The following is a 13,012-nucleotide window of genomic DNA, read 5'->3' as shown; positions in this document are numbered from 1 at the left end:
CTGGGGCTTGATGTTCGCGGTCGACCGGCACCAGATGCTGTCCGACCGGCGCTGCCTGCTGGTACCCGGCGGTGTGCTGGCCGCGGCGGCCTGGGTAGCGGCCCGACTATGTGGACGCCAACAGTCTGGTCAACGGCAGCAGAGCCCTGTCGCACGTGGCCGGCCCGAGCATCGGTGGCCTGCTCGTGCAGGTGCTCACCGCCCCGGTCGCACTGTTTTCCGGCGTGCTCACCTATCTGACCTCGGCGGTCTTCCTGGCCCGGACCAGGGTCACCGAGCATCCTCTGTCGAGCGGCTCCGGCCTGGGCATGGCCGCCGGCGTGCGGTACGTGGCCCGCTCCGCGGTCCTCCGGGCGACGCTGCTCGGCACCACCACGCTCAACCTGTTCAACTACATGTTCGCCGCGCTCTTCGTGCTGTACGTGACCACCGAACTGGGCGTCTCCCCGGGCGTGCTGGGCCTGATCATCGGGGCCGGCGCGTTCGGTGGACTGCTCGGCGCGGCGGTCACCGGCCCGATCAGCCGCCGGATCGGCATCGGCCCCGCGGTGCTCCTCGGGTTCGTCGTCTTCCCGGCCCCACTGATCCTCGTGCCGCTGGCCGTGGGGCCGCAGCCACTGGTGCTCGCGCTGCTGTTCGCCGCCGAGTTCGTCTCCGCGCTGGGCGTCATGGTCCTCGACATCGCGGTCGGATCGGTGCAGATCGCGGCCACCCCGGTGGCGATGCTCGCCGTGGTCTCCGGTTTCAGACGCACCGTCAATTACGGCATCCGGCCGGTCGGCGCCCTGATCGGCGGGGCACTCGGTGCCGCGATCGGGGTGCGTCCCGCCCTCTGGATCGCCAGCCTCGGGGCCCTGCTCGGGGTGTGCTGGGTCGTCTTCTCTCCGCTGCGCACCATGCGCAAGCTGCCCGAGGAGTGATCTCCCGCCGCGGTCTCCGCCAGGCCGACCCGCTCGGCGCGGTCAGCTGAAGAGGCCGGCGGGTGGGAGGAATCTGCCTTCGCTGCTGTGGAACCCTGGGGGAGTGGTGACGGCAGGGGAACGGTTCACGCCGGGGGACGTCGTGGTCCGGCGGGAGATTCTGGGCGGCGAGGTCTGGTTCGGCTGCCCGACGATCTGCGTCGAGGACACCGCCGATCTGCTCGCGCTCTACCTGCCGCCGGGGGGCGAGTTCGGCTTCCCGGAGAGCGGGACCTTCCCGTGTGGCCGGCACCCCTGGCAGGCGGCCGGGCACACCGCTTGGACCGGCCACGGCAAGCTGACGCTCCAGCGCCCCGGCGAGGCGCACTCGGTCGACGTGTTCTGGTCCGGCCCGGACCGGACCTTCGCCGGCTGGTACTTCAACCTCCAGGACCCGTTCCGGCGTACGCCGATCGGGGTGGACACCCTCGACCACGAACTGGACCTGTGGTGGGCGGCGGACGCCGACCGGTACGTCTTCAAGGACGTGGAGTTGTTCGCCCAGCGGCTGGTCGAGGGGCGCTACCCGGGGATGGGCGAGGCGATCCGCGGCGAGGGCGACCGGATCGCCGCCCTGCTCGACGCCGGCGAGCGCTGGTGGGACGAGTCCTGGGCCTCCTGGAAGCCCGACCCGGCCTGGCCGGTCCCGCGCCTGCCCGCGGGCTGGGCCACCGTCCCCTGCTGAGAACAGCCTGATCGTCTGCATTCCAGTGACTCCCGCACCGGCGTGTCGGGTCACCAGAATGCAGACGATCAAGGCGATACGCAGGTGGCCGGGTTCAGGTCGCCGTCTCGCGCTCTCGCCAGGCGGTACGGATCGAGGTGCGGCCGTTGGTGCGCAGCAGCGACCCCTCGTACACCCGGGCCCCGGCGGCCAGGAACCCGGCGGCCGCCACCAGCAGCAGCACCAGCGACAACGGCAGTTCCCAGCCGGCCGCGTCCCCGGTGAACAGCCGCAACGGCATCGCCGTCGGTGCCGAGAACGGCAGGTAGGACAAGACCCGCATGGCGGTGGCGTTGTCGTTCAGGAAAATCACCGCGAAGAACGGCAGCATCACCGCGAGCTGCACCGGCATCGACACGCCGCCGATGTCCTCCAGCCGGTTGACCAGCGCACCGGCCGCCGCCCACATGGCCGCGATCAGCACGAAGCCCAGCAGGAAGAAGGGCACGAACCAGCCGATCGCCGGCCCGAGCAGGGAGAGCAGCCCGTAGTTGTCGCCGAACGCCATGCCGGCCACCGCGACCAGGGCGACCAGCCCGATCTGCCCGAGCGCCAGGATGGTGCCGGCGAGCATCTTGCCGGCGAGCAACGCGCGGACCGGCACCGCGGCGACCAGGATCTCCACGATCCGGGTCTGCTTCTCCTCGATGATGCTCTGCGCGATCTGCACGCCGAAGGTCTGCGAGGTGATGAAGAAGATGAAGGCGAAGGCGAACGGCACCAGGAAGGCCACCACCGGGTCCACCGCGTCCGGATTCAGCAGCTGGACGGGGGGCGCACTGCTCAGCGCCGAGACCACGTCGTCGGGGGCCTCGTTCATGGCGAGCACGGCCGGGCCGGCGACGACCGCGGCGTCCACGTCGCCGTCACGGACTGCCTGCTCGGCGGCGGCGTCGTCGGGCACGGTACGCACCTCCAGCCCGGCCGCGCGCAGCGGACCGGCCGCCGCCTCGGTCACCGCCACGGTGGACGGTCCGCCGGAGAGCAGCGGCGGCAGGATGGTCGCCGCCGCGGCGATCAGCAGGAAGAACACGGTGCTGATCAGGAAGGTACGGTCGCGCAGCTTGACCCGGATCTCCCGGGCGGCGACCAGGCGGGTGGCCTGCATGGTGTTCACTGGGCGACCTCTCGGAAGATCTCGGCGAGGGAGGGGCTGACCGGGCGGAACGCGCGGACCGGGCCGCGGGCCAGCGCCGCGTGCAGCACCGGCTGCTCGTCCGCGCCGGGCGCGAGGTCGAAGACGGCGCGGGCGCCGTCCAGGTCGACCAGGGTCACTCCGGGCTGGTCCCGCAGCCAGCCGGCGTCGGTCTCCACCACCAGCTCGAATCGGGGCGAGGTGTACGACGCACGCAACTGCTCCCGGCTGCCGGCGGCCCGGATCGTACCGTCCGCGATGATCACCAGGTCGTCGCAGAGCCGCTCGACGACATCCAGCTGGTGGCTGGAGAAGAGCACCGGAACACCGGCGGCGGCCCGCTCGCGCAGTACCGCCACGATGGTGTCCACGGCCAGCGGGTCCAGGCCGGAGAACGGCTCGTCCAGCACCAGCACCTCCGGGTCGTGCACCAGCGCGGCGGCGATCTGGGCGCGCTGCTGGTTGCCCAGCGACAGCGTTTCCAGCAGGTCGTCGCCCCGCTCGGCGAGCCCGACCCGTTCCAGCAGCGTGTCGGTGGCGCGCCGGGCGGCGTCAGCGGTCAGCCCGTGCAACTGGCCCAGGTAGATCACCTGTTCGCGGACGCTCATCTTCGGATAGAGGCCGCGCTCCTCGGGCATGTAGCCGAAGCGCTGCCGGGCCTCCCGGCTCAGCGGTGCGCCCTGCCACGTCACCTGGCCGGCGTCGGGGGCGAGCACCCCGAGGATGATCCGCATGGTGGTGGTCTTGCCGGCGCCGTTGCCGCCGACGAAGCCGGTCATCCGGCCGGCGACGACATCGAAGGACACGTTCTTGAGTACCTGACGGTCGCCGAAGCTGCGGTCGACGCCGTCGAGGCGGAGCACCGTGGTCACGACGTGAACGCTAGGTCGTCGATCATTGATTGCCCTCCGCCCGGCGGCGGAAATCGGGGCTCCCCCTCGCGACGGAGGTCGGTCACCCGCCGGGCCGGACCACCCCCTGCTCGTACGCGAAGACCACCGCCTGCACCCGGTCGCGCAGGCCCAACTTGCCCAGCACCCGGCTGACGTGGGACTTCACGGTCGCCTCGCCCAGGTGCAACGCCCCGGCGATCTCGGCGTTGCTGGCGCCCCCGGCGACCAGGACCAGCACCTCCCGCTCCCGGGGAGTGAGGTCGCGCAGCGCCGCTTCCGGGGTCAGCCCGCCGGCCACCCCCACCGGGCCGCCCGGTCGGGCGAAGGTGGCGATGACCCGCCGGGTGAGTTCCGGGGCGAGCAGGCCGTCACCCCGGTCCACCACCCGGATCGCCTCGACCAGCGCCTCCGGCGTGCCGTTCTTGAGCAGGAAGCCGCTCGCCCCGGCGCGCAGCGCGGCGAACAGGTAGTCGTCCCGGTCGAAGGTGGTGAGAATCAGTACCGCCGGTCCGCCCGGCTCGTCGGCGTCGCCGGTGATCCGCCGGGTCGCCTCCAGCCCGTCGACCCCGGGCATCTCCACATCCATCAGCACCACGTCCGGGCGCAGCGCCCGGGCCATGCCGACCGCCCGCTCCCCGTCGGCGGCCTCGCCGACCACCTCGATGTCGTCCTCGATCTCCAGGATGACCCGGAAGCCGGTACGCACCAGATGATGGTCGTCGGCAAGCAGCACCCGGATCGGCCGGTCGGCCCCGGCGCCCTCGCGGTCGGAGCTCATGCCGGACCCCCCACCGGAACCGGCAGCGGGAAGCGGACTCGCACCCGCCATCCGCCCCCGGTACGCGGACCGACCTCCAGCTCGCCCCCGTGGGTCGCGACCCGTTCGCGCATCCCGATCAGGCCCAGCCCGTCGGCGTTCGCCGGGCGGGTGGCCCGGCCATCGTCCGTCACCTCGACCTCCACCTCGTGCGCCAGGTAGCGAACCCGTACGTCGAGCACGGTCGCCCCGGTGGCGTGCTTCAACACGTTCGTGGCGGCCTCCTGCACCACCCGGAACGCGGCCTGGGAGAGCGACTCCGGAAGCGGCGTCGGCTCCCCGTACACCCCGAGGGTCGCCCTCAGCCCGGCCTCGCGGGCCCGGTCGACCATGGCGTTGACCTGGTCGATCCCGGCGGGCTGCTCCGCGCGGTCCGGGTCGCCGTCGCGGGCGCGCAGCAGGCCGAGCATCCGGCGCAGCTCGTCGACCGCGGTGCGGGCGGTTTCCTCGATCGCGGTCAACGCCATTCGGGCCTTCGCCGGGTCCTTGTCGAAGACCCGGCGGCAGGCCGACGCCTGCACCCCCATCACCGACACGTGGTGGGCGACGACGTCGTGCAGCTCCCGGGCGATCCGGACCCGCTCGCCGACCACCGCGTGCTCCCGGACCTCGGCCTGCGACTGGCGCAGCCGCTGCGCCTGCTCCGCCAGCTCGTGTTGCCGGCGCGCGGCGATCCACGCGGTCTCACCGAAGAAGTAGGCGAACCCGAAGAACAGCGCGTTGATCAGCACGCCGGTGACGATCGCGGCGAGCAGCGGCGGCACCGGCCCGATCGCATCCGCGAAGGCGTCCTCGGTCAGGGCGCCGAAGCTGATCACGTAGGAGACTCCGAGCCAGACGTACATGGCGGCGATCACGCCGATCCGCAGCCGCCGGGACAGCCGGCGGTCCCGGCCCCATGCGCCCAGGGTGAAGATGGCGGCGAACAACGCCCACTGGGAGAGCTGCCACTCGGGGACGGCGCGGGCCTGCGACCCGATGAACGCGGCCGACACCACCAACGCCGTGGCGGCGGGGAAGCGGCGCCGCCAGATCAGCGGCAGGGGCACCGCGATGGTCCAGAAGACCTGTTCGAGGCCGGACGGCGGCGGCCCGAGCAGGAACGCCCCGGTGCTGCGGGCCAGCGTGAGGCTGAGCAGGGCCAGCGCCGTCGCGGCCAGCCCGGCGTAGAGGTCCAGGCGCTGCTGTTCGGGAGTAGGCCCGGGCCGCCGCCAGTCGTCGGGGGTCTCGGTGGTCACTCGGCGAGGATGCCATCCCGTCGCTCGGCGCCCTAACGGCAATTCTGGGTCGCGGCGTCCCGACGTGTCCAGCGACACAGGGAGCCACATCGTCGCCCGTGGCCCGGGTCTGCCGGTGTGCCGTGCTGGGTACCCTGCCCTGGTGTTGACGCCCGACCTCCCGCTCGAGACCGAGCGGCTGGAGCTGCGGCCGTTCCGGCCGTCGGACCTGGCCGACCTGCACGGCTACTTCGCCGATCCCGCCGCCCACCGCTACCTCTACAGCGAGGCTCCGGCGGATCTCGACGGCACCCGGGCGGTGCTTGCCCGGCGGCAGGAGCGGACCGCCCTGCGGGACAAGGGCGACGCGATCCAACTGGCGGCGGTGCTGCGGCGGACCGGGCAACTCGTCGGCGACGTGGTCCTGGCCTGGGCCGAACCGGAGCACCGGCAGGGCGAAATCGGCTACCTGCTGCACCCCGACCACCGGGGACACGGGTACGCCACCGAGGCGGCGGCGGCGATGCTGGCGCTCGCCTTCGACCGGTTCGACCTGCACCGCGTGGTCGGCCGGCTGGACGCCCGGAACACCGCCTCGGCCCGGGTCCTCGAACGGTTGGGGATGCGACGCGAGGCACACCTGCGGGAGAACGAGTTCGTCAAGGGCGAATGGGCCGACGAGGTGATCTACGCGATGCTGGCCCGGGACTGGCGGGCCCGCTGACCGCCCGGCGCCCGCCCGGGGCGACCGGGCGGGCACGAGTCGCGGCGCGGGCGGTGGTCAGCCGATGCCGTTGCCGGCCATCGGCGGCAGCGGGCAGTGCAGCAGACCGCAGATCGTACGCAGCAGCTCGATCTCGGGCACGGTCATCATCCCGTCGTGGCTGATCACCGCCACGGTGGCCGCCACCAGCCGCTCCTTGTCGCCCGGGCGCAGCCCGTCCAGCACCGGCCAGGCGGTCTCCAGGGCCAGCACGCCGTTCTCCGGCGGCGCGTACGGCAGCGTGGTGCCGGGCAACAGCGTGGCGATGCCGGCCTCAAACGCCTGTTCGGCGGCGGCCCGATCGGCGTGACCCACCTGGGCGAGCGTGGCCAGCAGGAAGGCCGCCGCAGAGCGGGCATCGGTCAGCGAGCGCCGGTCGGTACGCCAGCGGGAGTCCGGCCGTAGCGCCTCCTGAAGCTCGGCCAGCAGCAGCCGGGACAGGCAGTACTCGGACACGTCGATCGCACCGTCGGCGTGAATCAGGGTGAACACGGCCGCCATCAGCGACTCCAGCTCCGCGCCCGGACGGGCGCGCAGCGCCGGGAAGGTCAGCTCGGCCAGCGGCAGCCGGAGCGTGGGGTGCAGCCCGGCCAGCTCGTCCGCCTCCCGCAGGGCGGCGTCGGCCAGGTCGCGGCCGTGCCGGTCGGCCAGCGCGACGTACTGGTGCTGCCGGACCTCCGGCTCGGCGCTGAGCAGCAGGCCGAGCAGCAGCGGTACGGCCGCGTCCCGGTTGCGGGCCCGGTCGAGCAGCGGGTCCGGGATCCGGTCGAGGATCGCCGCGGCGTGGGTGTAGGCGGTCTCGGTCGGGGCGGCCACCCGGCCCAGCACCTCGGCCGGCGCGACGCGTACCCGGGCATCGTGCCCCGGAAGCGTCGGCGCGGTTGCCGGCGGCGCGGGCCGCGCCGGTGCGGCCGGGGCCAGGCCGAGCGCGACGTCCTCCTGCCGACCCGACGGCGGTGCCGCCGCCCACTGCTGGGACAGCCGCCGCAGCTCGGCCGGATCGAACGACGGCTCCAGTGCCCGGATCCGGTCGGCCAACGGGGGATGGGTGGCGAACCAGGACGCCCGGGCCGCCTCGCCGAAGAGCATGTGCCCCACCTCGTCGCGCTTGGGCGACTTCAGCTCGGAGCCGTCGGTCAGGCCACCGATCTTCTTCAGCGCCCCGGCGATGCCACGGGTCTGGCGGGTGTACTGCACGGCCGAGGCGTCGGCGAGGTACTCCCGTTGCCGGGACACCGAGGCCTGGATGAGTCGCCCGGCGAGGACCCCGACGTACCCGGCCACCAGCAGCGCCAGCCCCACCAGCATCAGCGGGTTGATGCCGCCGCCACCGCTGTTGTTGCTGCGTTGCCGCCCGCCGCCGAGGAGACCGACGCGGGCCATGCCCCGGCCGATCACGGTCAGGAACAGGATGCCGAACAGCAGGCCCATCAGCCGGATGTTGAGTCGCATGTCCCCGTTCACCACGTGGGCGAACTCGTGGGCGATGACCCCCTGGAGTTCGTCGCGGTTGAGCCGCTGCAACGCGCCCCGGGTGACCGCCACGGCGGCGTCGGACGGGCCCCAGCCGGCGGCGAAGGCGTTGATCGCGGTCTCCTCCGGCAGGAGGTAGACCTCGGGGACGGGTACGCCGGAGGCCAGCGCCATCTCCTCGACCACGTTGCGCAGCCGGCGCAGCTCCGGGTCGGTGGTGTCCGCCGGCACCGGCACCCCGCCCAGCTCACGGGCCACCTTTCCGCCCCCGCCGCGCAGCGTCAGCGTACGCACCAGCGCGGCCAGCCCGATCGCCACGACCGTGGCCACGGTGACGATGGCCACGAACCCGGCGAGCTGTGCCGGGTTGCCGGAGGTGGCGTTGAACGCGAACACCGCCGCGAGGTTCACCACCACCACGATGCCGACCACGGCCAGCACGAACAGCAGCACGAGCCGGGTCGACAGCCGGCGTACCTGGCGCTGCCGTTCGAAGAAGTTCATCTGCGGTCGAGGCTCAGAACGAGACCTGCGGGGCCTGGCGCTGCTGCGGGTCCTCCGGCTGGAACAGCGCCGCCGGCCCGAACGAGAACATCCCCGCGATCAGGCTGGACGGGAAGACCTCGCGCTTGTTGTTGTAGGCCATCACCGCGTCGTTGTACGCCTGCCGGGCGAAGGCGACCCGGTTCTCCGTCGAGGTCAGCTCCTCCGACAGCTGCATCATGTTCTGGTTGGCCTTGAGGTCCGGGTACGCCTCGGAGAGCGCGAACAGCCGGCCCAGCGTGGCGGTGAGCATGTTCTCCGCGCCGCTGAGCTGCTGCATCGCGGCCGGGTCGCCGGGGGCTGCCGCGGCGGCGGCCTGCGCGTTGACGGCGGCGGTCCGGGCGGCGATCACCGCCTCCAGCGTCTCCCGCTCGTGCTTGAGGTAGCCCTTGGCGGTCTCGACCAGGTTGGGAATGAGATCGTGCCGGCGGACCAGCTGCACGTCGATCTGGGCGAACGCGTTGCGGTAGCCGTTGCGGGCCCGGACCAGCCCGTTGTAGATCGAGACGCCGAAGCCGAGTACCGCCACGACGATCAACACCAGACACAACAATCCGATGATCAGTTCCACGGCCGCTCCCTCGGTAGGCGTCGGATCTGCCGCCGACGATCGTACGTTCACCCGTCCAGAACTGCTCCTTCTCGGCACGCGGCCCGAGACTGCGTACGCCGCCGGGGTGCCGGACAGGGTCGTGGGCGGGACCCCCGTGCGTCCCGCCCACGATTCCGGCCTCGGATCAGCGCGCGGCCCGGCGCGCCTTGATCACGCTGTCGACCACGTCCCAGACCGTGACCACGATGATCACTACGACGCTGATCCGGGCGACGATGTCGAGACCGCCGTCGCGCAGCCAGGCGAACCGGTCGACGAAGGCGGGGTTGAGCAGCCGGTCGTCCCGCAGCAGCCAGATCGCCGGCACCGCGAAGGCCAGGTTGAGTGCGGCGTTGACGCCGACCAGCGGCCAGGTCCACCGGCGGGCCCGGTACTTGGCGATCTCCAGCCCGATGCTGGCAACCAGGACGGCGAGGAACACCGGAATCCAGGACGTCCACAGCGCCGGGTCGAGGATCGGCAGCCGTTCGCCGTCGCCGATCACCGTCTGGAACTGCTGCCACGGCAGGAACGCGATGGTCAGCACCAGGAACACGATCGCGGCGCACGCGTCGGTGAGGCTGATGACCCGCTCGGTGGGCTCGTCGGGAAGTTGGTCGACGTTCCACTCCGGCAGGTTCAGCGGGGTGCCCAGCCGTTCCAGCACCGCGAAGACGAGGGTCACCCAGAAGGCGATGTGCATTGCGACGTTGATCGCCGTGCTCACCCCCGCGCCGATCGCATTGCCCGGGTTGTCGCTGGTGGTGGCGGTGACCACCCCCATCACCACGCCGACGATGGCGGGGACGATGCTGAGCAGCACGATCAGCAAACGTTGCCAGGCCAGGTAGTAGGCGGGGCCGATGAGCTGGAGCCGACGGTCGGCGTAGCGGGCGGCGAGCTGGGCCGGGTCGCCCAGTTCGTTGAGCACGTCGCGTTCGGCCGTCGCGGCGTCGTGCCCGTCGGCGGTCCGGCCCTCGATCATGTCCGCGATCGAGGCGCGCAACTCGGTGGCGATCTCCTCACGTCGGGGGGCCGGCACGGAGCGCAGTGTCGCGGTGAGGTAGCGATCGGTCAGGGTGGTCGTCATCGGTCCGCTCCTTCGATCAACGTGGCCAGGGAGGTCTGTACGGCGGCGAGGTCGTCGAGCATCCGGTCGAGCGCCTGCTCGCCGGCGTCGCTGGTGCGGTAGAACTTGCGCGGTCGGCTCTCCTCGGTGTTCCACTCGCTGGTCAGGAGCCCTTGCTCCTCCAGCCGCCGCAGCAGCGGGTAGAGGGTGTTGGCGTCGACCGGGAAGCCGTGCCCGGTGAGCCGTTGCAGCAGTGCGTAGCCGTAGTCGGGGCGGCGCAGGGCGACCAGGCTGGCCACCACCACCGTGCCTCGGCGTAGTTCCTGGAGGTGTGTCCGGAGGACGTCGTCGCTGGCCATGTGTCACACGATACTGTGTGTCGCACACTATTGTCCAGCACGCAATAGTGTCTGCCACCCGACATCGTGTCGGTCGCAGCGCTTCACGTCACAAACTAAAACTTTGCAGAGACTGCATCTTTGAGCCTAGGGTTCTTCCGTGACCTCCGACGACACGACGCTGGGCCGGCGGGACCGGAAGAAGCGGCAGACCCGCGCCGCCCTCGCCACCGCCGCGCTGCGCCTGGTCGCCGACCGTGGGCTCGACCAGGTGACGGTCGAGGACATCAGCGAGGCGGCCGACGTCTCCGCGCGGACGTTCTTCAACTACTTCCCGACGAAGGACGACGCCGTGGTGGGCGACACCGAGGCCGAACCGGTGCTGCGCGCCCTCGCCGCCGTGCCCACCGACCAACCCGCGCTGGAGGCGCTCCGGCGGGCCCTCGCCGAGATCGTCGACGAGGTGCAGGGCGACGCCGAGCTGTGGCTGCTGCGGATGCGGGTGGTGATGCAGCACCCCGTGCTGCTGGCTCGGCTGGTCTCCGGCAACGCCGCCACCGAACAGGCGCTGGTCGAGGCCGTCGCCGCGCGTACCGGGCTGCCGCCGGACGACGCGTACCCCACTCTTGTCGTGGCGGTCGCCGGGGCGGCCCTGCGTACGGCGATGCTGCGGTGGGCGTGCAGCGGCGGCGCCCGCTCCCTCGCCGCGCTGCTCGACGAGGCGTTCGCCGCCGTCGCCGCCGGCCTGCCCGACCCCCGCACCGGCTGACGGCCGCGCGGTTCGGGCCCTCCCCGAGCCGCGCGCCACCGCCACCGACTCCGTCCCACAAACCCTGGCGCGACCGCGCCGAGGGCAGGTACCACGCGTGAGGAATGCGTTCCATGACCGCAATGACCGAGCCGATCGACGCGCCCGAGGCGGGTGCCGGCCGGATGTCCCGCCGGGAGGTCCTGCAGGCCCTCTCGGGGCTGATGGTGGGCATGTTCGTGGCGATTCTCGCCTCGACGGTGGTGGCGAACGCGCTGCCCCGCATCATCGCCGACCTCAACGGCAGCCAGACCGTCTACACCTGGATCGTCACCACCGAGCTGCTGGCCATGACCGCCACCGTGCCGCTGTGGGGCAAGATGGCCGACCTCTACAGCAAGAAGCTGCTCATCCAGCTCTCCCTCGGCCTGTTCGTGATCGGCTCGCTGATCGCCGGGCTCACCCCGAACGTCGAGGTGTTGCTGTTCAGCCGGGTCGTGCAGGGCATCGGCGCCGGCGGCATGACCGCCCTGGCGATGATCGTGATGGCGGCGATGATCCCGCCGCGCGAACTCGGCCGCTACGCCGGCATCTTCGGCGCCGTCTTCGGCGTCGGCACCATCGCCGGCCCGCTGATCGGCGGCGTCCTGGTGGACACCTCCTGGCTGGGCTGGCGCTGGTGCTTCCTGATCGGGGTGCCGTTCAGCATCCTGTCGATCGTCCTGCTCCAGCGCACCCTGCACCTGCCGGTCGTCCGCCGCGAGGTACGCATCGACTGGGCCGGCGCGGCGCTGATCATCGCCGGGGTGTCCACCCTGCTGGTCTGGTCGTCGCTGGCCGGGCACAAGTTCGCCTGGGCCTCCGGCTGGACCGCCCTGATGGTCATCGGCGGCCTGGCGCTGCTGGTGGTCGCCGTCTGGGTCGAGGCGCGGGTCCCCGAGCCGATCATCCCGCTGAAGATCTTCCGCAGCCGCACCGTCGCGCTGACCACCGTCGCCAGCGTGCTGGTCGGCGTCGCCCTCTTCGGCGGCACGGTGTTTTTGTCCCAGTACTTCCAGACCTCGCTGGGCAAGTCGCCGACCGTCGCCGGGCTGATGAGCCTGCCGATGATCCTCGGCCTGCTGGTCTCGTCCACGGTCGCCGGTCAGCTCATCACCAAGTACGGCCGCTGGAAGGCGTACCTGGTGGCCGGCGCCGCCGTGATGACCGTCGGAATGCTGCTGCTGGGCACCATCGACGCCGACACCCCGATGCCGCTGCTGTTCAGCTACATGGCGGTGCTCGGCATCGGCGTCGGCATGCTCATGCAGAACCTGGTGCTGGCGGCACAGAACGACGTGCCCGCCCACGAACTGGGCGCCGCCACCTCCGTGCTGACCTTCTTCCGCAGCATGGGCGGCGCGATCGGCGTCAGCGCCCTCGGCGCGGTGCTGGCCAACCGGGTCACCAGCCTGATGACCGAGCAGCTCGGACCGGCCGCCGGAGCCACCGACGGCGGAACCACCGAGGTGCCCGACCTGTCCGCGCTGCCCGAGCCGGTGCTGCGGATCGTGCAGGACGCGTACGCCGCCGCCACCTCGGAGCTGTTCCTCATCGGCGCGCCGATCGCGTTCCTCGCCCTGGTCACGGTGCTGTTCATTCGCGAGAAGCCGTTGCACACCGTCAGCGGCGACGAGCGGGCCCGCCAGGAGGCGACGCTGACGTCCGCGCACTGACCGCACCCGACCCCGCGCGCCCCGGG

Annotated in this window: 12 protein-coding genes and 1 pseudogene; 5 read left to right on the top strand and 8 right to left on the bottom strand. The window is 72.0% G+C overall.

Annotation, left to right across the window (positions count from 1 at the left end; genetic code table 11):
• Positions 1-104: 104 nt before the first annotated feature.
• Both AB0M52_RS20265 and AB0M52_RS20260 read left to right on the top strand, forming a co-directional pair.
• Positions 105-920, top strand: a pseudogene (locus AB0M52_RS20265) (MFS transporter); the annotation flags it as partial.
• Between the two features lie 103 nt (positions 921-1,023).
• Complete coding sequence (locus AB0M52_RS20260; protein WP_363955749.1) at positions 1,024-1,644, top strand: DUF402 domain-containing protein; 621 nt, start codon at positions 1,024-1,026, stop codon at positions 1,642-1,644.
• A 94-nt stretch (positions 1,645-1,738) separates the two neighbouring features.
• Here the strand turns inward: AB0M52_RS20260 and AB0M52_RS20255 are convergent, their stop codons facing one another.
• The 4 genes from AB0M52_RS20255 to AB0M52_RS20240 all read right to left on the bottom strand — a co-directional run bounded on the left by AB0M52_RS20255 (position 1,739) and on the right by AB0M52_RS20240 (position 5,766).
• Positions 1,739-2,800 (bottom strand): ABC transporter permease, encoded by a 1,062-nt coding sequence (locus AB0M52_RS20255; protein WP_363955746.1) that lies wholly within the window; start codon positions 2,798-2,800, stop codon positions 1,739-1,741.
• Positions 2,797-3,690 carry an ATP-binding cassette domain-containing protein gene (locus tag AB0M52_RS20250; protein WP_363955743.1) on the bottom strand — a complete coding sequence of 298 codons (894 nt, stop codon included), beginning with the start codon at positions 3,688-3,690 and terminating at the stop codon, positions 2,797-2,799. The genes AB0M52_RS20255 and AB0M52_RS20250 overlap by 4 nt, the downstream gene beginning before the upstream one ends.
• Before the next feature lie 82 nt (positions 3,691-3,772).
• On the bottom strand, positions 3,773-4,489 hold the full coding sequence (locus AB0M52_RS20245; protein WP_363955740.1) for a response regulator transcription factor: 717 nt from the start codon (positions 4,487-4,489) through the stop codon (positions 3,773-3,775).
• Positions 4,486-5,766, bottom strand: coding sequence for a sensor histidine kinase (locus AB0M52_RS20240; RefSeq protein WP_363955738.1), 1,281 nt, complete (start codon positions 5,764-5,766; stop codon positions 4,486-4,488). The genes AB0M52_RS20245 and AB0M52_RS20240 overlap by 4 nt, the downstream gene beginning before the upstream one ends.
• A 142-nt stretch (positions 5,767-5,908) precedes the next feature.
• On the opposite strand from AB0M52_RS20240, the gene AB0M52_RS20235 reads away from it, so the two are divergent.
• On the top strand, positions 5,909-6,469 hold the full coding sequence (locus AB0M52_RS20235) for a GNAT family protein (RefSeq protein WP_363955735.1): 561 nt from the start codon (positions 5,909-5,911) through the stop codon (positions 6,467-6,469).
• 57 nt (positions 6,470-6,526) lie between these two features.
• Here the strand turns inward: AB0M52_RS20235 and AB0M52_RS20230 are convergent, their stop codons facing one another.
• The 4 genes from AB0M52_RS20230 to AB0M52_RS20215 form a co-directional block, all read right to left on the bottom strand.
• Positions 6,527-8,485 (bottom strand): M48 family metallopeptidase, encoded by a 1,959-nt coding sequence (locus AB0M52_RS20230; RefSeq protein ID WP_363955733.1) that lies wholly within the window; start codon positions 8,483-8,485, stop codon positions 6,527-6,529.
• A gap of 13 nt (positions 8,486-8,498) precedes the next feature.
• A complete protein-coding gene (locus tag AB0M52_RS20225) occupies positions 8,499-9,095 on the bottom strand; it encodes a LemA family protein (protein WP_363955730.1) in 597 nt (198 codons plus the stop codon).
• 166 nt (positions 9,096-9,261) lie between these two features.
• Positions 9,262-10,206, bottom strand: coding sequence for a permease prefix domain 1-containing protein (locus AB0M52_RS20220; RefSeq protein ID WP_363955727.1), 945 nt, complete (start codon positions 10,204-10,206; stop codon positions 9,262-9,264).
• A complete protein-coding gene (locus AB0M52_RS20215) occupies positions 10,203-10,544 on the bottom strand; it encodes a PadR family transcriptional regulator (protein ID WP_363955725.1) in 342 nt (113 codons plus the stop codon). The genes AB0M52_RS20220 and AB0M52_RS20215 overlap by 4 nt, the downstream gene beginning before the upstream one ends.
• 139 nt (positions 10,545-10,683) lie before the next feature.
• Here AB0M52_RS20215 and AB0M52_RS20210 point away from each other — a divergent pair, with 139 nt between their 5' ends.
• A complete protein-coding gene (locus AB0M52_RS20210; RefSeq protein ID WP_363955722.1) occupies positions 10,684-11,292 on the top strand; it encodes a TetR family transcriptional regulator in 609 nt (202 codons plus the stop codon).
• Positions 11,293-11,414: 122 nt separating this feature from the next.
• Positions 11,415-12,986, top strand: a complete 1,572-nt coding sequence (locus tag AB0M52_RS20205; RefSeq protein WP_363955719.1) for an MDR family MFS transporter — start codon at positions 11,415-11,417, stop codon at positions 12,984-12,986.
• The last annotated feature ends 26 nt before the right edge of the window (positions 12,987-13,012 follow it).

It is taken from the genome of Micromonospora sp. NPDC051296, assembly GCF_040682255.1.
Lineage (GTDB): Bacteria > Actinomycetota > Actinomycetes > Mycobacteriales > Micromonosporaceae > Micromonospora > Micromonospora craterilacus.
The sequence above is the reverse complement of the archived record's forward strand: the minus strand, read 5'-3'. Positions and strand labels throughout refer to the sequence as shown.